The following is a 26220-nucleotide window of genomic DNA, read 5'->3' as shown; positions in this document are numbered from 1 at the left end:
TCACGCCGCTGTACAGTGGCGGCGTGGCTACAGCGACACCGACCCGGCGAGAACGCCGCCGCACCGAGACGACGGCCGAGATCAAAGAGGTCGCGTTGCGGCTCATGGCCGAGAGCGGACCGGGAGCCATCACGCTGCGGGCCATCGCCCGCGAGATGGGGATGACGGCCAATGCCGTCTACAGCTACTTCGCCACCCGCGACGAACTGGTCACCGCGCTGATCGGTGACGTCTACGGCGAACTCGCCGACCGCGTGCTCGCCGCCCGCGACGCCGTCCCCGCGGCCGATGTGGCGGGCCGAATCATGGCCTGGTCCTGTGCCTTTCGCGAATGGTCACTGGCCAACCCGGCAGGATTCCGGCTCATCTACGGCGACCCGGTGCCGGGATATCAAGCGCCGGAAGGCGGCGCCGCGCCCGACGCCGAACACCGCGTCTGCGCCGGGCTCACCGAACTGGCGGCCGGGGCCTGGCCCTCCGCCGAACCCCTGTACGAGGCTTACGGCTTCGAATGGTCCGACTTCGAGCCCGGCCTCGCGGACGAGGTGCGCGCCGAATTCCCCGACCTGCCCCCGGCCGTGATCGCCGTGGCCCTGCGCATCTGGGGACACCTGCACGGCCTGGTGCACCTGGAGATCCGCGGCAACCTGGGCGCGCAGACCACCAACCCGGAAAAGCTCTACCGCAACGAGATCAACGGCCTGATCCGCTCATTCGGTCTGACGCCACCGGCCCCATAGCACAGCCCGGACCCGCCGACAGTCGATTGTCGGCGGGACCGGGCTGTTGTCTCACAGGCGCGGGTCCACCGGCTCCGTCTCCAGGGCCAGCACCGCGAAGACCGCTTCGTGGACTCGCCACAGGGGTTCGCCGGTGGTGAAGCGGTCCAGGGCTTCCAGGCCCAGGGCGTATTCGCGCAGGGCGAGGGAGCGCTTGCCGCCCAGCCCGCGCCGGCGCAGGCGGTCCAGGTTGGCGGGGCGGAGGTACTCCGGGCCGTAGATGATCCGGAGGTATTCCGGGCCACGGACCTTCACACCCGGCTGGACCGGGCGGCCGCTGCGGGTGCTGCCGGCCACCAGGGACGCCAGGGGTTTGACCACCATGCCTTCGCCGCCCGCCCGGGTGAGTTCGGTCCACCATGCCGTTGCCGCGGACTCGGACTCCGGGGAGTCGAGGTCCACGAGCACGCGGCGGGTCGGGGTGAAGAACTTCGGATCGGCCGCGGTGAGGCGGTCGATCAGCGCCAGGTGCCAATCATGGTCGCGCACGGCATGGTTCGTGCCGTGGGCGGCCAGGATCTGGAACGGAGCCAGGCGGACGCCTTCGAGACCGTCGACGGGCCAGCAGTAGCGGCCGTAGGCGGTGGTGAAGGCGGCGGCGTCGGACTGCCGGGCCAGGGTGCGGGCGGTGAGTTCGGCTACGTCCAAACCCCTTTCGGCGGCAGCGGCCAGCACCTGGGCTGCCGCGCCCAGGGAAGACCTCGCCGCCGCGCCCACCGCGGCGTACTGATTACGCAGCAGGCCAACCGCTTTCGCCGACCAGGGCAGCAGTTCGGCGTCCAGCAGCAGCCAGTCCGAGCCGAGTTCGTCGAACAGGCCCGCGGATTCGGCGGCGGTGCGCGCGCGGGCGAGCAGGGCCTCCGTGCGAGCCGGATCGTCGAAGAACGGCCGGCCGGTGCGGGTGTAGACCGCGCCGCTGCTGCCGTCGTCCACGCCGAAGCGGTTGTGCGCCGCCTCCGCCGAGCGCGCCAGCGCGACGACGGCGCGGGAACCCATGTGCTTCTCCTCGCACACCACGGTCCGCACGCCCTCGGAGCGGTAGTACTCGAACGCCTGCGCCGGGTGCTCCAGGTAGCCGTCCAATTCCGAAGTGGCACATGGCGACATGGTGGGCGGCAGATAGACCAGCCAGCGCGGGTCCACCGCGAAGCGGCTCATCACTTCCAGGGCCGCGGCGGCCGCGTCCTCCTGGACGCCGACCCGGCCGAGGTGGCGCGTCTGCACCACGCGGCGGCCGAGCACGTCGTCCAGGTCGAGCACGCCCGGGTCGCGGTAGACGACGCCCTCGCCCGGAATCACCGTCGGTGTTTCCAGCGGGCGCGTCGGCTCGTACCAGACCTGTTCGGCCGCAACCGATACCGGCTCGCGCTCCGGATACCGCAGCGCGGTGAGCCGGCCGCCGAACACCACACCGGTGTCCAGGCACAGGGTGTTGTTCACCCACACCAGTTCGGCCATCGGCGTGTGGCCGTACAGCACCAGCGCCTTGCCGCGATAGTCGTTGGCCCACGGGTAGCGCACCGGCAGGCCGTATTCGTCGGTCTCGCCGGTGGATTCGCCGTACATGGCGAATTCGCGCACCCGGCCGGAGGCGCGCCCGTGGTACTCCTCCTTCAGGCCCGCGTGCGCGACCACCAGGTTGCCGTCGTCCAGCACGTAGTGGCTGATCAGGCCGCGCATGAATTCGTGTGCGGCCTTGCGGAACTCGTCGTCCTCGGCCTCGAACTGGGCGAGGGATTCGGCCAGCCCGTGCGTGGTCTTCACCTTGCGGCCGTCGAGCGCGCGGATCAGCTTGAACTCGTGATTGCCGGTGACGCACAGGGCGTTTCCGGCCTGCACCATGCCCATGACGAGCCGCAGCACGCCCGGAGTGTCCGGGCCGCGATCCACCAGGTCGCCGACGAACACGGCGGTCCGCCCTTCCGGGTGCCGGGCGTTCACCGGTCGCCCCTCGAGGTCGCGTTCCAGCTCGTAGCCGAGTTCGCCCAGCAGCGACTCCAGTTCACTGCGGCAGCCGTGCACATCGCCGATCACATCGAACGGCCCGTGCAGGTCGCGGCGGTCGTTCCAGAGCCGCTCGTCGGTGATGGTCGCCGCGTCGATCTCCTCGACGCCGCGCAGCACATGCACCCGCCGGAAGCCTTCGCGCTCCAGGAATTTCAGGCTGCGCCGCAGATCCCGCTGATGCCGCGCCACCACGTGCGGGCCCAGATCGGCCCGATCCGCCCGCGCCGCATTGCGTTCCACGCACACGCGCTCGGGCACGTCGAGGACGATCGCCACCGGCAGCACGTCATGTGCCCGCGCCAGCGCGATCAGCTCCTGCCGCGCCTTCGGCTGCACATTCGTGGCGTCGATGACGGTCCGCAGGCCACGCCGCAGTCGCACGCCCGCCACATGATGCAGCAGCGCGAACGCGTCGGCCGTGGCCGACTGATCGGTCTCGTCATCACTGACCAGCCCGCGATAGGCATCCGAGGACAGCACCGCCGTCGCCGGAAAGTGCTTGCGCGCGAACGTGGACTTGCCGGAGCCGGTGCTCCCGATCAATACGACCAGCGACAGCGCCGGTACGGACAGCTCAGCCATTACGCGGCTCCTTTCTCATCGCTGTCGTTCTTCTCGTCTTTCCTCTTGCTGAACACCGCCATCTGAGTGGGCGCGCCCAGCTCGGCATCCACCGTTCCGATCGGCTCGAAACGCACGGTGTAGCCGTAGGTTTCGCCCACCCGGTGGGCCCATTCCGCGAATTCCGCACGGCTCCACTCGAATCGGTGATCCGAATGCCGGAAAGTCCCGGCCTCCAGCCCCTCGTAGAGCACGTTGTACTCCCCATTAGGCGTGGTCACCACGACCGCGCCGGGCGCGGCGGCCCCGAACACCGCATGCTCGAGCGCCCCCAGCCGCGGCAGATCCACATGCTCGATCACCTCCATGAGCACGGCCGCGTCATACCCCTTCAGCGAGGCGTCGGTGTACGTCAGCGCCCCCTGTCGCAGCGTGACCCGCCGCGCCTGAAACTCCGGCACCCGCCGCATCCGCCGCTGCGCGATCCGCAACGCCAGCACCGACACATCGACACCGACGATCTCGCTGAAGCTGTTGTCCGCCACCAGTTCCCGAAGCAGCGCACCCTGCCCGCAGCCCAGATCCAGCACCCGGCTCGCCCCGGTCTCGCGCAGCGCGTTCACCACAGCCGCCCGGCGCAGCACCGCCAGCGACGGCGGCCGCACCTCGGCCTCCGCATCGGCTCCGACCGCACGTGCGGCGTCGGCCCCCGAGCCGCCTGTGCGTGCGGCGTCGGTGCTCTCGCCCCCCGTATCGGTCGCAGGTGCCGCGTCGGTGATCGAGCCCTCGTTCTCCGCGCCGTCGGCATCTTCGTCGAGCTGATCGTCCACGGCACTGAGCTGTTCGGGCTCGAGGTCATCGAGCTCCGCCAACCGGGCAAGCGCGTCCTGAATCAGCGAATGCCGCCGGTTCAGGTACCGCCGCGTGATCCACTCCCGCTCCGGATGCCCGGCCAGCCACCCCGCACCGACCCGCAGCAGCTTGTCGATCTCGCTGCTGTCCAGCCAGTAGTGCTTGCCCCCGTCGAGCACCGGCAGCAGGACGTACAGGTGCGACAGGGCCTCGGCCAGACGCATGGTGCCGGTGAGTTCCAGTCGCACGTAATGGGATTCGCCCCACTCGGGGAAGGCCGGATCCAGCGGCAGGGGAGTGGCGGTCACATTCCAGCCGAGCGGCGCGAACACCCGCTCGGCGGTCTCCGCGCCACCCCGGCACGGCACCGCCGGCAGTTCGATCCGCAGCGGCCAGGCCACCTCCACCAGTTCCGGCCGCTGCTTGCACCGTCCATGCAGCGCGGTGCCGAACACCGTCGAAATAGCGACGGCCAACAGCGACGACGCCGCATACGGCCGGTCGTTGACATATTGCGCCAAACTGAATTCCGGCGTCCCTTTGGATTTTCCGCGCACCAGCCGCACCGGGTCGATCTCGAGCAGCAGCGCGACCGTGCACCGCTGCTCGCCGGCCTCCGGATACAGCACCTGCGCCTCCCCGTACGACTGTTCGAAAGTCTGTATCCGCGAAGGGTTTTTGTGCAGCAGGTAGCCCAGATCCGACGCCGGCCACGCGGCGCCGTCGGGACGAGTACAAGAAATGGTCAGCAGCACCCCGAAATGCTCCCGTACGTGATTCCGCCCGGCAATTCAATTTCCGTATCGGCCATTGTCGCGACCACCGTAGGCGGCGGTCGGCGACATGATCTCGGCCGCGTCGGGTAGGTTCGCCCGCGGCGCCGCAAAGCCTTGCGGCAGCCCGGGACTCGGCGAGGAGGAGCGGGGATGCGGTTCATGGGGAAGGTCGGCATCGTGGCGGCCGCGGCATTGGTGCTGGCGGGCTGTGGCGGGAGCGATGAGAACAAGGCGTCGGCCACGTCGACCACCAAGGCGTCCGTGCCCGCCGCTGCCGGGCCGACCGTGGCCAAGCAGAAGATCGGCAAGGAGTGCACGGCCGAGGACATCGGGGTCGAGGGTGGGTTCGGGGTCGCGCCGACCATCACGATTCCGGACAGTTGTGATCCGCCGACCGGTTTGATCGTGAAGGACCTCGAGGTGGGCAGTGGGCCGGCCGCGGCGGTGGGGCAGCCGCTGGAGATGAACTACACGCTGGTCACCTGGTCGGACAAGAAGAAGCTGGACAGCTCGTTCGACCGGGGGAAGCCGTTCACGCTCACGCTCGGCGGCGGCCAGGTCATCCAGGGCTGGGACGAGGGTTTGGTCGGCGTGCAGCAGGGTAGCCGCCGACTGCTGATCATTCCGCCGGACCTGGGGTACGGCGCAGGTGGGCGCGGGATCCAGCCGAACGAAACGCTGGTCTTCGTCACCGATGCCGTCAAGGTCGGCTGACCGCAAGTCGCGACCGGGTTTCACCGCCCCGCAACGCCTCGACTAACCTGGTCGGGATGCGTTCGGGGGGAACCTAGACGTCAACCAATGAACAACGAACAAGGAGCATGTCCGTGAAGAGCACCGTCGAGCAGCTGAGCCCGACCCGGGTCCGCATCAATGTCGAGGTGCCCTTCGAGGAGCTGAAGCCGGACTTCGACAAGGCGTACAAGGCGCTGGCCTCGCAGGTTCGTATCCCGGGCTTCCGTCCGGGCAAGGCCCCGGCCAAGCTGCTCGAGGCCCGCCTGGGTCGCGGCGCGGTCCTGGAGCAGGTCGTCAACGATGTGCTGCCCAAGCGCTACAGCGAAGCCGTCATCGCCGAGGAACTGAAGGTCATCGGCCAGCCGGAGATCGAGATCACCAAGATTGAAGACGGCCAGGAGCTGGCGTTCAAGGCCGAGGTCGACGTCCGCCCGGAGATCACCCTCCCCGCGTTCGACTCCATCGCCGTCACCGTCGATCCGATCGAGATCACCGACGCGGACATCGAGGAGCAGCTGACCTCGCTGCGTCAGCGCTTCGGCACCCTCAAGGGCGTCGAGCGCGGCGTGGAGAACGGCGACTTCGTCTCCATCGACCTGTCCGCCACCGTGGACGGCGAGGCCGTCGAGGAGGCCTCCACCACCGGCCTGTCCCACGAGGTCGGCTCCGGCCAGCTCATCGAGGGCCTGGACGAGACCCTGATCGGCGTCAAGGAGGGCGAGTCCAAGGACTTCACCTCCAAGCTGGTCGCCGGTGAGCACGCGGGCAAGGAAGCCGTCATCACCGTCACCGTGCAGTCGGTCAAGGAGCGCGAGCTGCCCGAGGCTGATGACGAATTCGCCCAGCTGGCAAGCGAATTCGACACCATCGACGAGCTGAAGAGCGACCTCAAGGGCCGCGTCGAGCGGGTCAAGAAGGTGCAGCAGGCCGGCGAGATCCGCGACAAGGTGCTCGAGGCCCTGCTCGAGGCCACCGAGATCCCGCTGCCGGAGAAGGTCGTCCAGGCCGAGATCGACGCCGTCGAGCACGACGCCGTGCACGGCTTCGACCACGACGAGGCCAAGCTGGCCGAGGCGCTCGAGGCGCAGGGCTCCTCGCTCGAGGAGTTCAAGGCCGACACCAAGCAGGCCGCCGAGAAGTCGGTCAAGACCCAGCTGCTGCTGGACACCGTCGCCGAGGCCGAGAACACCCAGGTCGGCCAGGACGAGCTGTACGAGCGGATCATCTTCCAGGCGCAGCGCTACGGCATGTCGCCCGATCAGTTCATCCAGCAGATCCAGCAGGCCGGCCAGCTCGGCGCGGTCTTCGCCGACGTGCGTCGCGGCAAGGCGCTCGCGGGCGTCGTGATCAAGGCGACCGTCACCGACACCGCCGGCAACACCGTGGACACCGCCGAAATGTTCGGCACCCCGGCCGACGAGGCCGAGGAAGTTTCCGCCCTGGAACTCGCCGAGGTCGCCGACGCGACCGAAGAGGCCGAGGCCAAGTAAGACATCAGAGACAGCGCGTTGTAGTTTTGCGCTGTGAGCGAAGCAGGGCGGTACCGGGAGTTCGGTGCCGCCCTGCTTCGTTAGGGTTTGTGTCAGCGCTGCGACATCTAAGTGATCATGTAGGGGCTTGTAACCGAGCCGTTGAGAGAGGGCAGGTATCCGTGACAAACAATCAGGCAGGGGTGCGCATGACATCCGCGACTGCTGGTTTGAACCTCAGTGATTCGGTGTACGAGCGCCTGCTGCGCGAGCGCATCATCTTCCTGGGCACGCAGGTCGACGACGACATCGCCAACAAGCTGTGCGCCCAGATTCTCCTGCTGTCGGCCGAGGACCCGACCAAGGACATCTCGCTCTACATCAACTCTCCCGGCGGTTCGGTCACCGCGGGCATGGCCATCTACGACACCATGCAGTTCGCCGATTGCGACATCAAGACCGTCGGCATGGGCCTCGCCGCCTCCATGGGCCAGTTCCTGCTCGCCGCCGGCACCAAGGGCAAGCGCTACGCCCTGCCGCACGCGCGCATCATGATGCATCAGCCGTCGGCCGGCCTCGGTGGCTCCGCCGCCGACATCGCCATCCAGGCCGAACAGTTCGCCTACACCAAGCGCGAACTCAACGAGCTGCAGGCGCTGCACACCGGCAAGTCCATCGAGCAGGTGACCGCCGACGCCGACCGCGACCGCTGGTTCACCGCGGCCGAGGCCCTCGACTACGGCTTCATCGACCACGTGGTCGCCCACGCGAGCCAGGCCAACTAGTCCGCAGCCACACACAGACTTTGGAGACATCTATGTCCAACCAGATCGACCCCCGGGCCGCGGGCATCACCTTCGCCGCCGCTGGTTCCAATGGCATGCAGATGCCGCAGGCGCGCTACATCCTGCCGTCCTTCGTCGAGCACTCCAGCTTCGGCGTGAAGGAGTCCAACCCGTACAACAAGCTGTTCGAGGAGCGCATCATCTTCCTCGGCGCGCAGGTGGACGACACCTCCGCGAACGACATCATGGCGCAGCTGCTGGTGCTGGAATCCCTGGACCCGGACCGCGACATCACCATGTACATCAACTCGCCCGGTGGTTCCTTCACCGCGCTGATGGCCATCTACGACACCATGCAGTACGTGCGCGCCGATGTCGCGACCGTCTGCCTGGGCCAGGCCGCTTCGGCCGCGGCCGTGCTGCTCGCCGCCGGCGCCCCCGGCAAGCGGGCCGCGCTGCCCAACGCCCGCGTGCTGATCCACCAGCCGTCCACCTCGGGCGGCATCCAGGGTCAGGTCTCCGACCTGGAGATCCAGGCCGCCGAGATCGAGCGCATGCGCCGGCTCATGGAGACCACGCTGGCGCGGCACACCGGCAAGGACGCGGACGTCATCCGCAAGGACACCGACCGCGACAAGATCCTCACCGCCGACGAGGCCAAGGAGTACGGCCTCATCGACACGGTCTTCGAATACCGCAAGCTCAGCGCCCAGAAGTAAACATTCCGACGTGCTGTGAAGATGTATCGGGTGGCGGGATTGGTTCCGGTCCCGCCCACCCGGGCAGGGGTGAGTCCACGCACATGTCCGGCGAGAAACGTGCCCAAGTTGTCGACCTCGGTCGCGCTCAGCGGGTACGGTCACTCTAGGGACCTTTGCTCGTGGTTGTCGGCTCTCCTCGGTTAGAACAACGCCGAATCGCCCGATCCCGAAGTGTGGGAGTTACAGCCACGGGGGAACGGCATACGCTTTATAGGTGGCAGCTCGCCGGCAGCCTGAGTTAGACGGTTGCACGCGGACAAGGAAGTAGGGACCCAAGAGATGGCGCGCATCGGTGATGGCGGCGATCTGCTCAAGTGCTCGTTCTGCGGAAAGAGCCAGAAGCAGGTCAAGAAGCTCATTGCGGGACCAGGGGTGTACATCTGCGACGAGTGCATCGATCTGTGCAACGAGATCATCGAGGAGGAGCTGGCCGAGTCCAGCGAAGTCAAACTCGATGAACTGCCGAAGCCGGCGGAGATCCGCGACTTCCTCGAGCAGTACGTCATCGGTCAGGACCCGGCCAAGCGCACCCTCGCGGTCGCGGTCTACAACCACTACAAGCGCATTCAGGCCGGCGACAAGGGCCGGGACTCCCGCGGTGAAGCGGTCGAGTTGATGAAGTCCAACATCCTCATGCTCGGGCCCACGGGCTGTGGCAAGACCTACCTCGCCCAGACCCTCGCCAAGATGCTGAACGTGCCGTTCGCCATCGCCGACGCCACCGCGCTCACCGAGGCCGGCTATGTCGGTGAGGATGTCGAGAACATTCTCCTCAAGCTCATCCAGGCCGCCGACTACGACGTGAAGCGCGCCGAGACGGGCATCATCTACATCGACGAGGTCGACAAGATCGCCCGCAAGTCGGAGAACCCGTCCATCACCCGTGACGTTTCCGGTGAGGGCGTACAGCAGGCGCTGCTGAAGATCCTGGAAGGCACGCAGGCGTCGGTGCCCCCGCAGGGCGGCCGCAAGCACCCGCACCAGGAATTCATCCAGATCGACACCACGAACGTGCTCTTCATCGTGGCGGGCGCCTTCGCCGGTCTCGAGAAGATCGTCCAGGATCGAGTCGGCAAGCGCGGCATCGGTTTCGGCGCGGAGGTCCGCTCCAAGTCCGAGGTCGACACCATCGACCACTTCGCCGACGTCATGCCCGAGGATCTGATCAAGTTCGGCCTGATCCCCGAGTTCATCGGCCGTCTGCCGATCGTCGCCTCGGTGACGAACCTGGACAAGGACTCCCTGGTCCGGATTCTTGCCGAGCCGAAGAACGCCCTGGTCAAGCAGTACGTGCGCCTGTTCGAAATGGACGGCGTGGACCTGGAATTCACCCAGGACGCGCTGGAAGCCGTTGCGGATCAGGCGATCCTGCGCGGCACCGGCGCTCGCGGCCTGCGCGCCATCATGGAGGAGGTGCTCCTCCCGGTCATGTACGACATCCCCAGCCGGGATGACGTGGCCAAGGTCGTCGTCAACGCCGACACGGTGAACGACAACGTCCTGCCGACCATCGTCCCCCGCAAGCGCCAGTCCGGCCCCGAGCGCCGCGAGAAGTCGGCATAGGAGGCGAGAACGAGCAGCGGCCCCGCGAATATCGCGGGGCCGCTTCGCATTTCCAGCGCACATCCGGTGAGGGAGCTCTGGTGGCGGGAATTTGTCCGGTTCGCCGCCACCAGAGCTCCTTGATCTTGCTACGCCCAGGGGACTCGGCAGGCGTCGCCCTTGGAGAAGCCCTGGTCGGTGATGCCGAGGGCGTAGTAGGTGCGGGCTCGGGAGTTCTCCAGGGCGATCTGGTAGGTCAATTCCATGAGGGCCTGGGTGCCGAAGCGCTTCTTCAGGTCGGTGACCTGTTCGTCGGTGACCTCCGGCGGGGTGGCGGTCATGGCGTCGGCGTAGGCGATGGCGGCGCGCTCGTCCTCGTCGTAGTGCGGGGAGGTGGCGTAGTCGTCGATGTGCTGGAGTTTCTCGACGTTCAGCTCCGACAGGCGCATGAGCATGGTGCCGAAGTCGACGCACCAGGAGCAGCCGACGGTGCGGGCCACCCGGTAGACGGCGATCTCGTAGATGTGCTCGGGGATCGCCTTCGTGCCGCGTTCGACGAGGGTTTCGTGAATTCCGGCCGCCCGCATGAGTTTCGGGTGATTGGCGAGGACCGCGAAGGGCTCGGGCACCTCGCCGAAGCGGCGCTTGGCATACCAGTAGGTGAGTCGGGTGAGCAGGCCCGCCTGCTGTGGGCTGACGGCGGGAATGCGAGTGTCGGCCATGACGTCTCCGATCCGAGCGGTTGCTTTCACCCCTTGGACGAGACCGGGCCGCCGTACGTGACGGGTGCCCGCCTGTGCGCTGCGTCACTGCTCCGGAGTCGGTGACGATCGGTGGGTGCCGATCGCGCCCTGTCCGGGGATCCTCGTTGATCCCCCATGGTTCGCCGTTGAACCTTTACTCCGTTGCTCCGAAAATCGGAGCGGGCGCTACACCTGTTACGACGGTGCGGCGCCACAGAATTCATCGGCTTGCGGGCGGCTTCCGGCGAGGAAATTTCACATTGAAAGGGGCCGGTTCGGGGACCGGGTAGCGCTCGCGTGGGGCGACGAGGATGCAGGCCAGGCCCAGAGCGGGGATGGCCAGGGTGGCGATCACATTGAGCACCTGGCTGACGCCGGTGACGCCGTCGGCCGGGTGGAAGAGGTGGTAGAGGAAGTGCGGTACGCCGAAGACCAGCCAGCCCAGTCCGGCGGCGCGGGCCAGGATGCTGTCGCGATACCAGAGGGCGGCCGCGGTGATGGCGCCCAGTGCCAGGAAGAACGCGCCGACGTCTGCGGTCAGGTGGTGGTTGTACGGGCCGTCGCCGCGCACCCAGCGCATGCCGAGGCCGGGGAAGCTGTCGTACCAGGATTCGGGGGCGAAGGTGGCCCAGCAGCCGACGACCAGCGCTTGAAACGTCAAGAGCCCCAGCATGATCAGCAGGGCGATCCATCTGCGGCGATTGACCTCCAGCCGCATGCGCACCTGTATGCCGTCGCCGGTGCCGCGCAACGAGATCCGCATCGGCCCCTCCCGTCCCTCGCCGAATCGATCCGGTTTCACGGTAATTCGGTGGGCGGGAGGGGACAAGGCTCAGCTCAGAGCTGGTCCATTCGCAGGTTCTCCGGGCCCCAGTAGGCCCGCATGCTGATGATCTTGCCCGCGTCGTCGAACTCCATGACGTCGATGGGGTCGAGGGTCATCTGCTGGCCGTTGAACTTGCCGACCATGGTGAAGGAGACGGCCACGTGATTGCCGGCCACCTTGACGGTGTGCAGTTCGGTCTCGCGTTCCATGGCCTCGAGGGCGGTGTACAGCTCGCGGATCTTCTCGTGGCCGCGGCGCGGTTCGCTGCCGATCGGATCCTCGACGACGGCGTCGGCCGCGTACAGGTTGACGATATCCTCGGTCGGCCCGGTGGCCACCAACTTCACATACTGTTCGGCCACGTCACGGGGCTGCACTGCCATCGATACTCCCAAGAAAATGAAACAAGTTTCAGTCGGAGCCTAGCAGTGTGGTAGTCGCGGGCGCAGGGGTCGCCTCGATGAGCGGTACCGGTGGCCGGGTCAGTGTGAACGCACCGCGTCGCTCCCGTCGACGGCCACGCGGTCGAAGCCGGAATAGACGTTCATCGAGTCGCCGCGCAGGAAGCCGACCAGGGTCATGCCGGATTCGGCCGCCAGGTCGACGGCCAGCGAACTGGGGGCCGAGACCGCGCCCAGCAGCGGAATCCCGGCCATGACGGCCTTCTGCACCAGTTCGAAGGAGGCGCGCCCGCTCACCATGAGGATCAGGTCGTGGGCGGGAATGCGGTTCTCGCGCAGCGCCCAGCCGATGAGCTTGTCGACGGCATTGTGACGGCCCACATCCTCGCGAACCGCCAGGACCTCCCCATCGGCGGTGAACAGACCGGCGGCGTGCAGCCCGCCGGTGACGTCGAAAACCGATTGGCGGGAACGCAATTCGCCGGGCAGCCGGGCGAGGACGGCGGTGCCGACCTCCAGGCCCTGCGCGGGAAGCGGGAAATGCGTGCGAGTGCGGACTTCGTCGAGCGCCGTCTTCCCGCACAGGCCGCACGCGCTATTGGTGAGAAAGTTGCGCGGCCGCACCGGAATCGGCCTGCGGAACTGCACGTCGAGCACGTTGTAGGTGTTCTGGCCGTTCTCGTCGGTGCCCGCACAGTAGCGGGCGGTGACGATGTCCTCGGCCGAGGTGATGAGACCCTCGGTGAACAGGAACCCGTGGATCAGATCGATATCCGCGCCGGGGGTGCGCATGGTGACCGTCAGCGACTCTCCGGCGGTGCGGATTTCGAGGGGCTCTTCGACGACCAGGGTGTCGGGGCGTTGCACGACCCCGGTGGGGGAGATGCGCAGCGTGCGGCGGCGGGCGGTGACTCTGCTCATTACGTGATTCCGCTCATGAGTGATGCACGTGCCGTTCGAGCCGGATGGTGACGGCCTTGGACACCGGGGTATTCGACCGCCGCGCAACATGATCCAGCGGCACCAGCGGATTGGTCTCCGGATAGTAGGCGGCCGCATTGCCGCGCGGTGTGGAGTAGCCGACCACCCGGAAGCCTTCGACACGGCGTTCGCTGCCGTCGGTCCACTCCGAGATCAGGTCCACCAGATCGTCTTCGGCGAATCCGAGCGCGGCGATGTCCTCGGGATGCACCAGCACCACCCGGCGGCCGTTGTGAATGCCGCGGTAGCGATCATCGAGGCCGTAGATGGTGGTGTTGTACTGGTCGTGGCTGCGCAGGGTCTGCAGGATGAGGCGGCCCTCGGGGACCGGCAGCCAGTGCAGCTCGTTGATACCGAAATTGGCCTTGCCGGTGGAGGTCCGGAATTCGCGGGCGTCCCGGGGCGGGTGCGGCAGCTGGAAACCATTGCGGCCCCGGACTTTCGCATTGTAATCGGTGCAGCCGGGCACGACCTTCGCGATGGCGTCCCGGATCTTGTCGTAGTCGCGCTGGAAGCGCGCCCACGGCACCGGATGCCCGAGCCCGAACAGTTCCTGCGCCAGCTCGCACACGATGGCCACCTCGCTGCGCAGGTGCTCGCTCACCGGCTGCAGGCGACCGGTGGACAGATGCACCATGGACATCGAGTCCTCCACCGAAACCTGCTGGCGCACACCGTCCTGCCGGTCCTCGTCGGTGCGGCCCAGGGTCGGCAGAATGAGCGCGGTGCGGCCGTGCACGACGTGGCTGCGGTTCAGCTTGGTCGAAACCTGCACGGTCAGTTCGCAATTGCGCAGCGCGGCCTCGGTCACCTCGGTGTCGGGGGTGGCGGAGACGAAATTGCCGCCCATGCCGAAGAATACCTTGCCGCGGCCGTCCCGCATGGCGCGAATGGAATCGACGGTGTCCCAACCGTGTTCGCGCGGGCTGTGGATGCCGAATTCGTCGTCGAGGGCGGCGAGGAAGGTCTCCGGCATCTTTTCCCAGATGCCCATGGTGCGGTCGCCCTGCACATTCGAATGTCCGCGCACCGGGCACACGCCCGCGCCCGGCTTGCCGATCATGCCGCGCAGCAGCAGCAGGTTGGTGGCCTCCTGGATGGTGGCGACACCGTGCACCTGCTGGGTCAAACCCATTGCCCAGCAGATGATCACGGCCTTGGACTCGGCCAGCAGTTTCGCCGTGCGGTCCAGGTCGGCGCGGGTCAGGCCGGTGGCCTGTTCGACCACGCCGAGATCGACCGCACGCGTCTGCTTCTCGTAGTCGTCGAAGCCCGCGGTGTGCGCGTCCACGAAGGCGCGATCCACCACCGTGCCGGGTGCGCGGTCCTCGGCCTCGAACAGCAGTTTGCCCAGGCCCTGGAACAGCGCCATATCGCCGCCGAGCCGGATCTGCAGGAAGTCGTCGGCAATGCTGATGCCGCCGGTGAGCCCCTTGACGGTCTGCGGATCCTTGAATCCGATCAGCCCGGTCTCCGGCAGCGGATTGACCGCGATCACCTTGGCGCCGTGCTGCTTCGCCTCGCCCAGCGCGGACAGCATGCGCGGATGATTGGTGCCCGGATTCTGCCCGGCCACGATGATCAGGTCGGCGTGCTTGAAGTCGTCGATCGTCACCGAGCCCTTGCCGATGCCGATGGACGAGGTCAGCGCGGTGCCGGAGGACTCGTGGCACATGTTCGAGCAGTCCGGCAGATTATTGGTGCCGAAGCTGCGGACCAGCAGCTGGTAGAGGAAGGCCGTCTCGTTGGCGGTGCGGCCGGAGGTGTAGAAGACGGCCTCGTGCGGGGAGGCCAGGCCGCGCAGGTGGTCGGCGATGATCCGGTAGGCCGCGGGCCATTCGATCGGCGAGTAATGAGTGTCGCCGGGGCGCAACACCATTGGATGGGTGATGCGCCCCTGCTGGCCGAGCCAGTAACCGGACTTGCCGGCCAGGTCCTCGATGGGATGCCGCGCGAAGAACTCCGGGGTGACGGTGCGCAGCGTGGCCTCCTCGGCCACCGCCTTCGCGCCGTTCTCGCAGAACTCCGCCACGCGTCGCGTACCGGTCGGTTCCGGCCAGGCGCAGCCGGGGCAGTCGAAGCCGTGCCGCTGATTCACCCGGGCCAGGGTGCGGGCGGTGCGCACCACACCCATCTCCTCGACGGCCCGCTCCAGGGCCACCGTGACGGCTTTGACGCCCGCGGCCTCGGTCTTCGGTTCGGTGACCGACAGCGCGGACTCGTCGATATCGTCCTTCGGCGCGGAACGATGCATGGGACCAGTGTCCTTCCGGGATGACCCTGTCTGAGTCGCTTCCAGGATCGTATCCCCGGGCCGTGCCCCCGGGATCGGGGGCCGTGCCCGGATGAACGTGTCGCCCGCTCGGCGCGATAACACAGCGAACCCGAGTAGCCGGCGCGCCAAGTCAAGGGCCGCGACCGCCGATAGCGTCCAAGTGTGTAACGCCTGGGTGAGAAAGGTCCGAGCCGGGGGACCCGGGACTTACCATCGAACGAGCGAGGTCACGCCGGATGATGACACGTGCACAGAAGAGTCGGCGTGCCGGCGTGCATGCCCGGCATCCGAAACTACTACGCGGCCTGCGATATTCGAGCCGCGTGGGTGTTCTGCTGGCCGCCGCCGTAGCGGCGCTCGCGCTCGCCTTCGCCCTCGCCGTACCCGCCGGTCCCGGCTCGGCACAGCCGGAAACCGCTGCGCCACCGGTGATTACCAGCGTGCCGCAGGCCCAGGCGCAACCGCCCGGCGCGGTCTACGCACCGGAATTGATCACCTCCCAGCAGGTTCCGGACGGCGGCGGCACTCAGGACGGCAGCACCCAGCAGCCCGATGTCAACGGGCAGTGCACACCCGGCCCCGGCTGCGACGGCAGCGGAACCCACGACGGCGGCCCCGGAAACACGCAGGGCTGCGGCACCTCCTGCGAACAGACCTGCGACGACGGCAGTATCGCCCCGCCCGGCGGCTGCAAGGTCATCGAGTACTGCCCGGACGGCAGCGTGAAGCCCGCCACCGGTTGCAAGGTGACGCCGCAGTATTGCCCGGACGGCAGCGTCATGCCTTCCAGCGGCTGCTACTGCCCCGACGGCAGCGCGATGCCCTCGAACGGGGTCTGCAAAGTGATCGAATACTGCCCGGACGGCAGCGTGAAGCCCGCCACCGGTTGCAAGGTGACACCGCAGTACTGCCCCGACGGCAGTGAAATGCCTTCCAGTGGACTGTGTGTCTGCCCGGACGGCACGACCATGCCTTCGAGCGGGGTGTGCGAGGTGATCAAGTACTGCCCGGACGGCAGCAAGATGCCTTCCAGCGGTCTGTGCGTCTGCCCGGACGGCACGACCATGCCGTCCACCGGGGTGTGCGTCGTGAAGAAGTACTGCCCGAACGGCAGTGAGATGCCCTCGGACGGGGTGTGCAAGTGCCCGGACGGCAGCACCATGCCGTCCAGTGGTGTGTGCGTGACGACGCCACAGGTCGAAAAGTGCCCTGACGGTACGCCCAAGCCCGCCGGTGGTTGCGTGACGACTCCGCAGGTGGAGAAGTGCCCTGACGGGACTCCCCAACCGGCCGAGGGGAAGTGTCCTGATATCGGGAATCCCGGCGGGAACGGCGGCGGCAATGGGACCGGTTCTGGTGGTGGGAACGGGAATCCGGTGCAGCCGAATCCGCAGCCGGAGACTCCGGGGACACCGGAAGTAACCGTGCCGGAGCCTGATACCGGTGGCCCCACGGCTCCGCAGCCCGATACCGGTGCGACACCGGTGGCCGCGTCCGGGTTGCGGCTCGACCCGCCCGCGACCGCGCCCGGCGGTGCGGTGACCGCCAGCGGTACCGGTTGCGATCCCCATGCGGCGGTGCAGATTTCGATCGGCGGGACCAAGGTGGGGGATACCACCGCGCGCTCGGACGGAGCGTTCGACGCCCAGCTCGCCACCGGCAATACCGCCATCGGGCATCACCAGGTGACCGCCGCGTGCGGCAAAACCCTTGCCGCGCCGCTGGATATCGTGCTGGTGAGCCGGGTGGGCGGCGCGACGACCACCGCCACGGTGCTGCTGTTCTTCCTGCTCATCGGTGGCTGGTTCTACGGTCACCGGCTGGTTTCCCATCTGCCCGCTCGGAGGATTCGATGAACGGCAGCCGCTTCCACACGATCCTCGTGCCGATGTTCGCCGTACTGTTCGTAGCCGCCGTTGTTCTCTGGGGCACAGCACTATTCGGGGCCGCTACCGCATCGGCGGCGGGCTCGGTGAGCGCCACCGCCACGATCGACGGCAAGCCGATCGCGGGCGCGAATGCCGCCAATCCGGTTCGGCTGGACCCGAACAAGGTGACGCCGGTCGTCATCGAGGTCAAGAACGAGACGGCGAATCCGGTCACGCTGCGGCGCGTGGATTTCACCGGTCACGTGCTCGGCCTGAACTTCTTCTCCTACTCGACCTCGGTCGAATTGACCGTCGCCGCAGGCAAAACCGAGAAACTCACCTATCGGCTCGATCCGGCCGGGCTCGACGGGCAGGCCACCGGGCTGATCGGCTCCGATCTCACCTTGATCAACTCCGCCGGTGATCCGGTCACCAGCGTGCACACCGTCGTCGATGTGCGCGGCTCCCTGGTCTCGGTATACGGCCTGTTCGGCATCATCCTGTCGGTGCTGACCGGGCTCGCCATCGCCGATTCGGCCTTGACCGTTGCGCGGCACCGGCTTTCGGTCAACCGCTGGCAGCGCGGGCTGCGCCTGCTGGCCCCCGGTATCGGCATCGGCCTGATGATCGGCTTCACCGCCTCCGTGGCCCGCTGGTGGGTGCCCGGCACCGGCCTGTGGCTGGCCCTGGCCGGGGTTTTCGCCACCCTGTTCTTCCTCGCCGGGTATCTGTCGCCCACGCCGCGCGACGACGATGACCTCGGCTTGGACAAGGACGAACTCGCCGCCGCCCTCGAACTCGACGGCCGCGCAGCGCCCGGCGGCACCCGGCCGGATCTCGCTCCCGTCGGTGGCGCCGCGCCCGACTTCGCTCAGGCCGGCGGCACCCCCTTCCCGGATTACTCGCCGGCCGGGCCGTCCGGCTACCACCACATGCCGGAGCCGCGCGGATATGCACCCGGCTCCGGCGAATTCGGGACCACGGTCAACTTCGGGGCGCAGGGCGGGCGACCCGCGACGGGGCCGGCCCGTGTCTTCGGCAGCGGTGACGACGAACCCACCATCCGCACCGCACCCGCGGGATCGAGTACGCCCACAGTAAATCTGGATTCGGGTGAGATTCGGCGTCGCGCAGCGGAATCGGGTGCACATGCCAGGGATACCGGACCCGGCGTGGTGATCGGCAAACCCGCCGAATTCGACGACACCACCGTGCAGGGCGTGGATTCCGACGCGGTGCGACGACGCGCAGGGGGAGCGAGCACACATGAGCGTGAGTGACCTGAAAAGCACTGACATCGAACGAGTTCGGGCCGCGCTGCCCGGATACGAGGTCGGCGGGCAGATCGGGCGTGGCGGGTGCGGGGTGGTGCTGGCGGGCGTGCACCGCGGGCTGAACCGGCGGGTCGCCATCAAACAGATTCCGCCGCAGTTCGCCGGCGATATGGCGGTGCGGCGGCGCTTCGTCGCCGAGGCGCGCATGATGGCGGCGCTGGACCACCCGCACGTGGTGCCCGTATACGACTACATCGAGCACGACGACATGTGCTTGCTGGTGCTGGAGTTCCTGCCCGGCGGAACGGTCGAACAGCGTTTCGTCACAGCCGGTTTCGAGGCGACAGCCGCCGTAGCGGTGGCCCTGTCCTGCGCGGCGGGCCTGGATGTGGCGCACCGCCAGGGCATTCTGCACCGCGACGTGAAGCCCTCCAACCTCATGTTCTCCGGCAACGGCACCCTCAAACTCACCGACTTCGGCATAGCCAAGATCGTCGGCGGCGACGAAACGCTGGTCACCCGAGCCGGAGAAATCCTCGGCACGCCCTCCTACATCGCCCCCGAACAGGTTCGCGGCCAGCAACTCTCCCCGGCCACCGACGTCTACGCCCTGGCCACCATGCTCTACCAGCTGCTCTCCGGCACCCTTCCCTTCCCGCCCGCCGAAGACACCCTGGCCATGCTGTTCGCCCACGCCTACGGCGAACCCGTCCCCCTCGACACCGTGGCCCCCACCATCCCCCAACCCATCGCCGACGTCGTTATGCGCGGCCTGGCCCCCGACCCGGACTCCCGCTTCGACTCCGCCGAATCCTTCGGCGTCGCCCTCGCCGAACCCGCCGCCTTCTGCTGGGGCACAGGCTGGCTCACCCCCGTGGGCATCCCCGTAGTAGGCGCCGACACCATAGTCGCCGCGGCCACCGGTTCCCGCACCCCCGCCCGCCCCCTCGCCACCCCCTTCACCCCACCCCCGCGCCCCCTCCCCGACCCCTACGGCGACACCGGCGAGTCCCCGCTGCCCAGCGGCCCCGTCACCCCACAAAACCACGGCCGCACAAGCGGTTACCCGGACAACCGAACCCCGCTGCCGGGCAGCCAAGCGCATACCGCCCCGCCCGGCGGACCGTTCACAGGCGGTCAGGGCCGGCCTGCCGCCACGTCGGCCACAGTCCGCGGGACCTCGCCCAGCGGCGGTACTCCGCCTGCCGCCTTCTCCGGTGCCGGGCCGGAAGACGCTGCGCCGCAGCATCCCGCACCGGGAAGTGCTCGCGGCGGGCCGAATCATGCTGTGCCCGGCGCGGGCCACGGCACGCCGCCGCGTTCGATGCCGGAGCAACGGCCCGGGAGGCCGCCGCACGCGCCGCCGCCGCAGGGATCCGGACCGGCTGCCGCCACCCGCGGATATCCGACGCCCGACCCGGAAATCGGTGGGGCGCAGCGGACCATGCGCGCGGGTGATGCCGGATCGGCCGCGACTGCAGCGTTCTCGCGCGGCGGTGCGGGTTCGGCGGCGACGCATCGGTTCACCGCGCCGGGTACACCGGGCGGCCCAGGCTTCGGTCAGGGTGGCTGGGCGGCGGGGCCGATGGTGCGAGTGCGGCCGTTGGAACCCATTCAGCGGCAGGGAGTTCGGCTCGTCGATGTCGAGCGGAGCGATCTGGTTCCCATTCAGCAGGTGGTGAAGTTGCCCTCGCCTCGGATGCCGTTCTTTGCGGCGGCTGCGCTGGCGCTGCTGGTGGGTGGGGCGGCGGTGCTCGGGGTCGGGGGTGCGCCGGAGCGGAATTTGCCTGCGGCGGGGGCAGTTCGGGTCGCGGGGGTGGATCCTGCGGTGGGGACGCCGGTGGAGTTGGATTTGTCGAAGGCGGTGCCCATCACGGTGAGTGGGGTCGATGCGGATTCGGCGCGGCTGTCATGGAATGTGCTGGGGCAGCGGGTCGGGGGAGCGGAGACGCCGTTGCAGGGGGAGACGGCGGTGCCGGTGCCGCTGAGTCCGTATGTGGCCGCGGGGGATTTGACGGGGGAGCTCACGTTGTCTCGCAATGGATCCGAGGTGGCTGCCTATCGGTTCGGGGTGCGGTCGACGCAGCGGTCGGTGACCACCGCGCTGGCGGCGGGGATAGTGCTACTGGCGCTGTTCGCGCTCGCGTATGCCGAATCGAATGCGCGCAGTCTGCGGCGGGGGAGTGCGCGGTTCGCGGCGACCGTGGGGCTCACGGTGTCGGCCGGGCTGCTGGGTGTGGCGGCCATGGGGGTCTCGTGGATTCTGTTCGGGCACGAGCCGACCGTGACCACGCTGGTGCTGGGTGCGGTGGGCGGCGCGGCGGCCGGGTTCGCGCTGGCCATGGGCTGCCGACGGGTGGGGAAGCGGTATCGGTATGTGCGGCTGCATCGGCAGCGTGAGCTGACCTGAGCCCGGCGCTGCCGGGGGACGGGCCGCGACAGGTGTTGCGGTAAAGGGGGTTTGCGCCGATAGGCAGGACGACACCAGGTTCGGTTGGGGGGACGGAGGGTGCGGGGATGGTGGGGCAGCCACTGATCGAGATTCGCGAGTGGGGGCGGCCGGTGCGGCGGCGGGTGCTCGACGGGCCGGTCGTCTTCGCGCGTACCGCTGCGCGTGTGGCAGGGGGTGCGCGCCGCCACGGTCGCAGGCCATCTCGGGTTGATCCTGCTGCTGTTCGTGCGGCCCGCCGCCGGACTGTTCGTGTTCTTCCAGGTGATAGTGCCGGTGCTGCCGGGCCTGTTCCTGATCGCACCGGGCTTGTGGCGCAATACATGTCCGCTGGCGGCGAGCAATCAGACGCCCCGCCTGTTCGGGTTCACGCGGGCGCTGAATCCGCCCGAATGGTTGCGGGAGCGCGGGTATCTCATCGCCGTCACCCTGTTCTTCGGGATCGTCGCGGCAAGGCTCGCGGGGCTGGACCGCAGTGGCGCCGCCACCGGGCTCGTCCTGCTCGCCGCCATCACCGCGGCCTTCCTGGGCGGTCTGGTGTTCAAGGGCAAGAGCGGCTGGTGCAGCAGCATCTGCCCGCTGTTCCCGCTGCAACGCGCCTACGGGCAGACGCCGTTCGTGACGGTCGCCAACAATCACTGTGCGCCGTGCGTCGGCTGCGCCAAGAACTGCTACGACTTCTCCCCGCGCGGGGCCTATCAAGCCGATCTGAGCAGCGGGGATCGCGGGTGGATCGCACCCCGGAAACTGTTCGCGGCCACACTGCCCGGAGTGGTGCTCGGGTTCTTCCTGCTCGCCGGGCACGGGGAAGTGCCGGTCTGGCACAGGTATGCGCTGCTCGCCGTGTCCCTGCTGGCCGCGATCGGCGTGTTCTTCGCCCTGGAATCGACGACACCGGTGAGCACCGCCATGCTCACCGCCGGATACGCGGCGGTGGCGCTGAACATCTTCTACTGGTTCGCCGGACCGATCCTGGCCGGTGCGGCGACGACCATCACCGGACTGCCGCTCGCGTGGCTGCGCTGGCCGCTCAGCGTGGCGATCTTCGCGGCCACGGTGGTGTGGCTGGCCCGCACCCGCGTGAGCGAACTCCACTACGCGCTGCACACCGGCACCCGCACCGCACCGGTCTTGTTGCCGCTGCCCGGGATCCGTGCGAGCACGGCCGAAAGAACCGTTCCCGCAGCGGCTTCGGTGACCTTCGACCCTGTCGGCACCCGCGTGGCCGCCGACCTCGGCATGAGCCTGCTCGACATCGCCGAGAAGGGCGCACTCCCCTTGGAAGCGGGCTGCCGCATGGGCGTGTGCGGCGCCGACCCCGTGGCGGTGCTCGCCGGCGCCGACCAGCTCTGCGAACCCGCCGCCGACGAACGCAAGACCCTGCGCCGCTTGGGATTCGCCGACAACACCCGCATGGCCTGCTGCGCCCGCGTCACCGGCGGTGACGTCCGGATCGCGTTGACACCGCAGCCCGGCACCGGAAACGGCGCCGCCCCAGCCTATTTCGACCGATCCATCGTGAGCGTAGTGGTGATCGGCGATGGCATTGCCGGAGTCACCGCCGCCGATTTCGTGCGCCGCGGGCACCCCGACTGCGAAATCCACCTCATCGGACGGGAATCGCACGGCCTCTACAACCGCATGGGCATCTCCCGCCTGGTCTACGGCCGCTCCGCCATGCAGGGCCTGCACCTGCTGCCCGACCAGTGGTACGACGACCATCAGGTCACCGCCTGGCTCAATACCCTCGCCACCGGGCTCGATCTGCGCGCCCAGCGCGTTCACCTCGGCACCGGCGACCTCCTGCCCTACGACCGGCTCATCCTCGCCATGGGTTCGGCCGCTGCCTTACCCGCCATCGAAGATCTGCGCCGCCCAGGCAGTTTCGTGCTGCGTGAGGCCGAGGACGCCCTGCGCATCCGCGCCTACGCCCAGCAGCACGGCTGCTCCCGCGCCGTGGTGGCGGGCGGCGGACTGCTCGGCCTGGAGGCTGCTTATGCACTGCACCAGTTGGGATTACGCGTCACCGTGCTGGAACGCGGCGACCGCCTGCTCCGCAAACAACTCGATCCGCGCTGCTCGGCCCTGGTGCTGCGGCACTTCGCCCGCACCGGCATCGACGTCCGCCACAAGGCCGAAACCGCCCGGCTCACCGGCGCTCCCGCTGTCCGCTCCGCCATTCTCACCGACGGCACCGTGCTGCCCTGCGACCTGTTCCTCACCGCCACCGGTATTCGCCCGAACGCCGACCTGGCCCGCCGGGCCGGTCTGCCGGTGAACCGCGGCATCCTGGTCGACGACCGCATGGCCACCCCCGTCCCCGGCGTCTACGCGGCAGGCGATGTGGCCGAACACCGTGACCAGGTCCTCGGCCTGTGGCCCATCGCCGCCGAACAAGCCGAAACCGCCGCCGTGAACGCCTTGGGCGGCAACCGGATCCTCACCCTCGAAACCCCGGCCACCATCCTGAAAGGCGTTGGCCTGGAACTGTTCGGCATCGGCCGCGTGGATCCGCATCCCGGCGACGAGGTCATAGTCTTCGAACAGCCCGCCATCCCCTCCTACCGCCGACTCATCATCTCCCGCGAACGGGCTGTCGGCGCAACGGTTCTGGGCCACCATCCCGCCGATGTGGCCGCTGCTCAGCAAGCGGTCCGAGCCCGCCGACTTCTCTCACCCGCCGCCCGCGCAACTCTGCGCACGGGCGACTGGTCGGCGCTGAATTCCGGCCACCAGGTAGGGGTTTCGTGAGTCAGATCCGGGGCTGCTCCACGCGATAGGTGAGGACGCGGCCGCCGATCCGCAGGCTCCAGCCGGGTTTCAGCTCGACCGGGCGCTGGCCGACACGGATCCAATCCTGCGCGCCCGGCGCGGCCACGAAGGTGCCGCCGGGGGTGCCGGCGTCGCGAATGAAGATGGCGCTGCCCTCGATCGAGATGTGCGCGTGGACCCGGGAAACATGGCGGTCGCGCGGAATCACTATGGGGGAGGCGGCAGCCCGGCGCACCGACTCGTCGATCATGGGGTCCCGGCCGATCACATAGGGGCGATCCAGCGGATACACCGCGCCATCGGAACTGGTGAGGGAACCGATCGCGCTGAGCGCGCTGGTTTCCGGCGCGCCGGCCAGCGGATTGCGCCCGCTGCTGATCGGCCGCCCGCCCGCACCGATCGGACCGGACTCCCGGCTCGCCTTCGGCTCGGGCTCATCGGCTTCCGCGGCAGCGCGCCTGGCATCGAAGGCGGCGGTCGCCGGCTGCTCATCCGGGTCGGGACGGTTGTCCCGCTGCGTCACAGCGATTTCCGGCTCCGCATCGCCGACGGGCTGGTGCATGGCGCCCGACGCCGGATCGGCCGGAGTCCGACGCTGTGTGGTCGCGTATTCCGGCGAGGAGCCGGATTTACTGAGATTCGCTCCGCCCGCGGATCGTTCGCGCCCAGGCGACCGCGTCGCTCCCACAGCCGGGGTGGTCGGTCCCGCATAGGGCGAGGCGGACGGCTCGGCCTGCCCGCGCTCGGCGGCCGTGCCATTCTGCGGAGCCGGCTTGGTGGCGTCCTCGCGGGACGTGCCCACCGTGCCCTGCGGGCCGGAAGGCGCGGCGCCGCCGGGGAAATCGGGGAAGACCCCTACCGTCTGCGCGAAGGCGGGCGAGACATCGGACAGATCGGCGGTGGTGTTCTGCCCGGAGCCGTGCGACACGGCTTCGGATGATCCGGCCGAGCCGCGCGAAACCGCATCGGACGAACTGCCCTTGCCGCGCGAAATGGGCTCGGAGCCGGTGCTCGAGCTGCGGTCGATCGGCTCGGACGGGCTGCCCGGGACATTGAAGCGCGTACGCGAGGGTGTCGGAATCGGTGCGCGCTGGGTGGTGTCCGGGGCGGGATACGCGTCGGAGCCGACCGGTTTCACGATCGGGCCGCTGGGTGACTGCCGGGCCTCGCCGCCGGATCGCGCGGCGGCGCCGGAGCGCGGTATCGGGCCGGACTCCGCCGACGCTCCGGCCTTCGGGATCGCGCCACTGCCGGATCTCGCCTGCGCCGCAAGGCCGCTGACCGGCGACAGGAGCACGAAGCCGCCCGCCGGGACGACGCCCGCGCGCAGATCGGTGTGGGCGATGGCCTTGTCGCCGTCGGCGGTGACGGTGATGCGGCGGACCGGGTCGCGCAGAATTTCGTCGGTCCAGGTCATGGCGCGTTCGCCGGAAAGGCGGTGCGCGCCTTCCGGGCCCTCGGCCAGGGCGCGGACCGGGCCGCGCAGCAGGATGAGGATGCCGCCCTGGGTGGGTGCGACCACGCCGAAGGCGGGCGGTTGCGCCGATCCGCTGCTGAAGACGGTCGCCGCGAGTCTCTGCGCGATCGCCACCCCCGGATCGTCGGAGGCGGCCGCGGTCTCCGCGGCGCCGAGAATCCGCTCCGTGGACGAACTCTCACCGGCCAGGAAGATCACGACCTCCCCGAACCGGGCTACCAGGCCCTCCCCGCGAGCCAGTCCCACTGTGGTCGGAATGCGGCCCATGCGCGCCTCCCTCTGCCGGCGCTCACAACGTCGCAGCCAAGCATAGGTCGGTTCCGGCATTCGGCGCAGGCAGTGTGAAAACGCGACACAGTGAGCACATTGGTGGCAATACCTTCCCTTGCGGCCTGCCGGGCGCGAGGATCGAGGAATCGCGCCGGTGCACTCGGCCCCGGCAGCACCGATGAGGACGAGCACCTATGGGCACGATCATCGAAAACACGAAGGCGAATCACGCACGGGCAACCCTCTTGGCGCTGGGAACGGTCGCCGCCCTGACCGCCGTGGCGGCCCCGGCCGGTGCGACCGCCACCCGGGTCGGCCTGGAACCGGGCATCAGCTTCGGCATGGCCACGAATTACGGGACCAGCTGCACCTACACCGTGAACGGGTACGTCGACGACCCGTCGACTCCGGTCGGGTTCTACGACAATGGCGTCCTCTTCGCCGTGGCCAAGCCGTCGGGTGGCTTGGCGCAAGCGAAGTGGATGCCCGCCACCACGGGCGCGCATCGCATCGAGATCCTGCAGCAGTCCGTGCCCGGCGCGGATGTCGTCCCGTATGTGGATGTGCACGTGGAGACGGGCGTCAACGCCGGTTCCGGCTGCAACGTGTTCGGCTGA

At 68.6% G+C, this 26220-nt stretch carries 19 protein-coding genes; 11 read left to right on the top strand and 8 right to left on the bottom strand.

The window, feature by feature from the left end; genetic code table 11:
- Window positions 1–23: 23 nt before the first annotated feature.
- Window positions 24–740 (top strand): TetR/AcrR family transcriptional regulator, encoded by a 717-nt coding sequence (locus H0264_RS34800; RefSeq protein WP_231084407.1) that lies wholly within the window; start codon window positions 24–26, stop codon window positions 738–740.
- A gap of 51 nt (window positions 741–791) precedes the next feature.
- Here the strand turns inward: H0264_RS34800 and H0264_RS34795 are convergent, their stop codons facing one another.
- Window positions 792–3368 (bottom strand): polynucleotide kinase-phosphatase, encoded by a 2577-nt coding sequence (locus H0264_RS34795; RefSeq protein WP_181581459.1) that lies wholly within the window; start codon window positions 3366–3368, stop codon window positions 792–794.
- Window positions 3368–4954: a 3' terminal RNA ribose 2'-O-methyltransferase Hen1 gene (locus tag H0264_RS34790; protein ID WP_181581458.1), complete on the bottom strand. Its 1587-nt coding sequence runs from the start codon at window positions 4952–4954 to the stop codon at window positions 3368–3370. Before H0264_RS34790 ends, H0264_RS34795 begins: the two co-directional genes overlap by 1 nt.
- A 171-nt stretch (window positions 4955–5125) precedes the next feature.
- On the opposite strand from H0264_RS34790, the gene H0264_RS34785 reads away from it, so the two are divergent.
- The 5 genes from H0264_RS34785 (at window position 5126) to clpX (ending at window position 10288) form a co-directional block, all read left to right on the top strand.
- Window positions 5126–5689 (top strand): FKBP-type peptidyl-prolyl cis-trans isomerase, encoded by a 564-nt coding sequence (locus H0264_RS34785; RefSeq protein WP_181581457.1) that lies wholly within the window; start codon window positions 5126–5128, stop codon window positions 5687–5689.
- A gap of 113 nt (window positions 5690–5802) precedes the next feature.
- Entirely contained in the window at window positions 5803–7200 is a 1398-nt protein-coding gene (tig, locus tag H0264_RS34780) for a trigger factor (RefSeq protein WP_181581456.1), read from the top strand.
- Window positions 7201–7388: 188 nt separating this feature from the next.
- Entirely contained in the window at window positions 7389–7964 is a 576-nt protein-coding gene (locus tag H0264_RS34775) for an ATP-dependent Clp protease proteolytic subunit (protein ID WP_181581455.1), read from the top strand.
- A gap of 32 nt (window positions 7965–7996) precedes the next feature.
- A complete protein-coding gene (locus H0264_RS34770; protein ID WP_420832015.1) occupies window positions 7997–8683 on the top strand; it encodes an ATP-dependent Clp protease proteolytic subunit in 687 nt (228 codons plus the stop codon).
- 321 nt (window positions 8684–9004) lie between these two features.
- A complete protein-coding gene (gene clpX, locus H0264_RS34765) occupies window positions 9005–10288 on the top strand; it encodes an ATP-dependent Clp protease ATP-binding subunit ClpX (protein ID WP_181581454.1) in 1284 nt (427 codons plus the stop codon).
- 128 nt (window positions 10289–10416) lie between these two features.
- On the opposite strand, the gene H0264_RS34760 is transcribed toward clpX, so the two are convergent.
- The 5 genes from H0264_RS34760 to H0264_RS34740 form a co-directional block, all read right to left on the bottom strand.
- Window positions 10417–10989: a carboxymuconolactone decarboxylase family protein gene (locus H0264_RS34760; RefSeq protein WP_181581453.1), complete on the bottom strand. Its 573-nt coding sequence runs from the start codon at window positions 10987–10989 to the stop codon at window positions 10417–10419.
- Window positions 10990–11230: 241 nt separating this feature from the next.
- Window positions 11231–11773 (bottom strand): hypothetical protein, encoded by a 543-nt coding sequence (locus H0264_RS34755; RefSeq protein ID WP_244976037.1) that lies wholly within the window; start codon window positions 11771–11773, stop codon window positions 11231–11233.
- A gap of 74 nt (window positions 11774–11847) precedes the next feature.
- Window positions 11848–12219, bottom strand: coding sequence for a nuclear transport factor 2 family protein (locus H0264_RS34750; protein ID WP_181581452.1), 372 nt, complete (start codon window positions 12217–12219; stop codon window positions 11848–11850).
- Between the two features lie 99 nt (window positions 12220–12318).
- Complete coding sequence (gene fdhD, locus H0264_RS34745) at window positions 12319–13158, bottom strand: formate dehydrogenase accessory sulfurtransferase FdhD (protein ID WP_181581451.1); 840 nt, start codon at window positions 13156–13158, stop codon at window positions 12319–12321.
- A gap of 13 nt (window positions 13159–13171) precedes the next feature.
- Window positions 13172–15472: an FdhF/YdeP family oxidoreductase gene (locus H0264_RS34740; protein ID WP_181581450.1), complete on the bottom strand. Its 2301-nt coding sequence runs from the start codon at window positions 15470–15472 to the stop codon at window positions 13172–13174.
- 344 nt (window positions 15473–15816) lie between these two features.
- On the opposite strand from H0264_RS34740, the gene H0264_RS34735 reads away from it, so the two are divergent.
- The 4 genes from H0264_RS34735 (at window position 15817) to H0264_RS34720 (ending at window position 23835) form a co-directional block, all read left to right on the top strand.
- Window positions 15817–17349: a hypothetical protein gene (locus tag H0264_RS34735; RefSeq protein WP_181581449.1), complete on the top strand. Its 1533-nt coding sequence runs from the start codon at window positions 15817–15819 to the stop codon at window positions 17347–17349.
- Window positions 17346–18641, top strand: a complete 1296-nt coding sequence (locus H0264_RS34730) for a hypothetical protein (RefSeq protein WP_181581448.1) — start codon at window positions 17346–17348, stop codon at window positions 18639–18641. The genes H0264_RS34735 and H0264_RS34730 overlap by 4 nt, the downstream gene beginning before the upstream one ends.
- Entirely contained in the window at window positions 18628–21045 is a 2418-nt protein-coding gene (locus H0264_RS38875) for a serine/threonine-protein kinase (RefSeq protein ID WP_181581447.1), read from the top strand. Before H0264_RS34730 ends, H0264_RS38875 begins: the two co-directional genes overlap by 14 nt.
- Before the next feature lie 216 nt (window positions 21046–21261).
- Window positions 21262–23835: an FAD-dependent oxidoreductase gene (locus H0264_RS34720; protein ID WP_244976036.1), complete on the top strand. Its 2574-nt coding sequence runs from the start codon at window positions 21262–21264 to the stop codon at window positions 23833–23835.
- Window position 23836: 1 nt separating this feature from the next.
- Here H0264_RS34720 and H0264_RS34715 read toward each other — a convergent pair whose 3' ends face one another.
- On the bottom strand, window positions 23837–25600 hold the full coding sequence (locus H0264_RS34715; RefSeq protein WP_181581446.1) for an FHA domain-containing protein: 1764 nt from the start codon (window positions 25598–25600) through the stop codon (window positions 23837–23839).
- A gap of 197 nt (window positions 25601–25797) precedes the next feature.
- Between H0264_RS34715 and H0264_RS34710 the strand changes: the two genes are divergently transcribed.
- The gene (locus H0264_RS34710) at window positions 25798–26220 is read left to right on the top strand and encodes a hypothetical protein (protein ID WP_181581445.1); all 423 of its coding nucleotides are present in this window, start codon (window positions 25798–25800) and stop codon (window positions 26218–26220) included.

Origin of the sequence: Nocardia huaxiensis, assembly GCF_013744875.1 — a bacterium.
Taxonomy (GTDB): Bacteria; Actinomycetota; Actinomycetes; order Mycobacteriales; family Mycobacteriaceae; genus Nocardia; species Nocardia huaxiensis.
Note: the sequence above shows the minus strand (reverse complement) of the source record. Positions and strands in the feature narration are given on the sequence as shown.

What these genes read in the sequence shown, in the direction of transcription:
- H0264_RS34795 (WP_181581459.1), bottom strand. Translation starts at nt 3,368, where the DNA reads ATGGCTGAGCTGTCCGTACCGGCGCTGTCGCTGGTCGTATTGATCGGG.
- H0264_RS34755 (WP_244976037.1), bottom strand. Translation starts at nt 11,773, where the DNA reads ATGCGGATCTCGTTGCGCGGCACCGGCGACGGCATACAGGTGCGCATG.
- H0264_RS34785 (WP_181581457.1), top strand. Translation starts at nt 5,126, where the DNA reads ATGCGGTTCATGGGGAAGGTCGGCATCGTGGCGGCCGCGGCATTGGTG.
- H0264_RS34760 (WP_181581453.1), bottom strand. Translation starts at nt 10,989, where the DNA reads ATGGCCGACACTCGCATTCCCGCCGTCAGCCCACAGCAGGCGGGCCTG.
- H0264_RS38875 (WP_181581447.1), top strand. Translation starts at nt 18,628, where the DNA reads ATGAGCGTGAGTGACCTGAAAAGCACTGACATCGAACGAGTTCGGGCC.
- fdhD (WP_181581451.1), bottom strand. Translation starts at nt 13,158, where the DNA reads ATGAGCAGAGTCACCGCCCGCCGCCGCACGCTGCGCATCTCCCCCACC.
- clpX (WP_181581454.1), top strand. Translation starts at nt 9,005, where the DNA reads ATGGCGCGCATCGGTGATGGCGGCGATCTGCTCAAGTGCTCGTTCTGC.
- H0264_RS34775 (WP_181581455.1), top strand. Translation starts at nt 7,389, where the DNA reads ATGACATCCGCGACTGCTGGTTTGAACCTCAGTGATTCGGTGTACGAG.
- H0264_RS34715 (WP_181581446.1), bottom strand. Translation starts at nt 25,600, where the DNA reads ATGGGCCGCATTCCGACCACAGTGGGACTGGCTCGCGGGGAGGGCCTG.
- H0264_RS34740 (WP_181581450.1), bottom strand. Translation starts at nt 15,472, where the DNA reads ATGCATCGTTCCGCGCCGAAGGACGATATCGACGAGTCCGCGCTGTCG.
- H0264_RS34730 (WP_181581448.1), top strand. Translation starts at nt 17,346, where the DNA reads ATGAACGGCAGCCGCTTCCACACGATCCTCGTGCCGATGTTCGCCGTA.
- H0264_RS34750 (WP_181581452.1), bottom strand. Translation starts at nt 12,219, where the DNA reads ATGGCAGTGCAGCCCCGTGACGTGGCCGAACAGTATGTGAAGTTGGTG.
- H0264_RS34770 (WP_420832015.1), top strand. Translation starts at nt 7,997, where the DNA reads ATGTCCAACCAGATCGACCCCCGGGCCGCGGGCATCACCTTCGCCGCC.
- H0264_RS34710 (WP_181581445.1), top strand. Translation starts at nt 25,798, where the DNA reads ATGGGCACGATCATCGAAAACACGAAGGCGAATCACGCACGGGCAACC.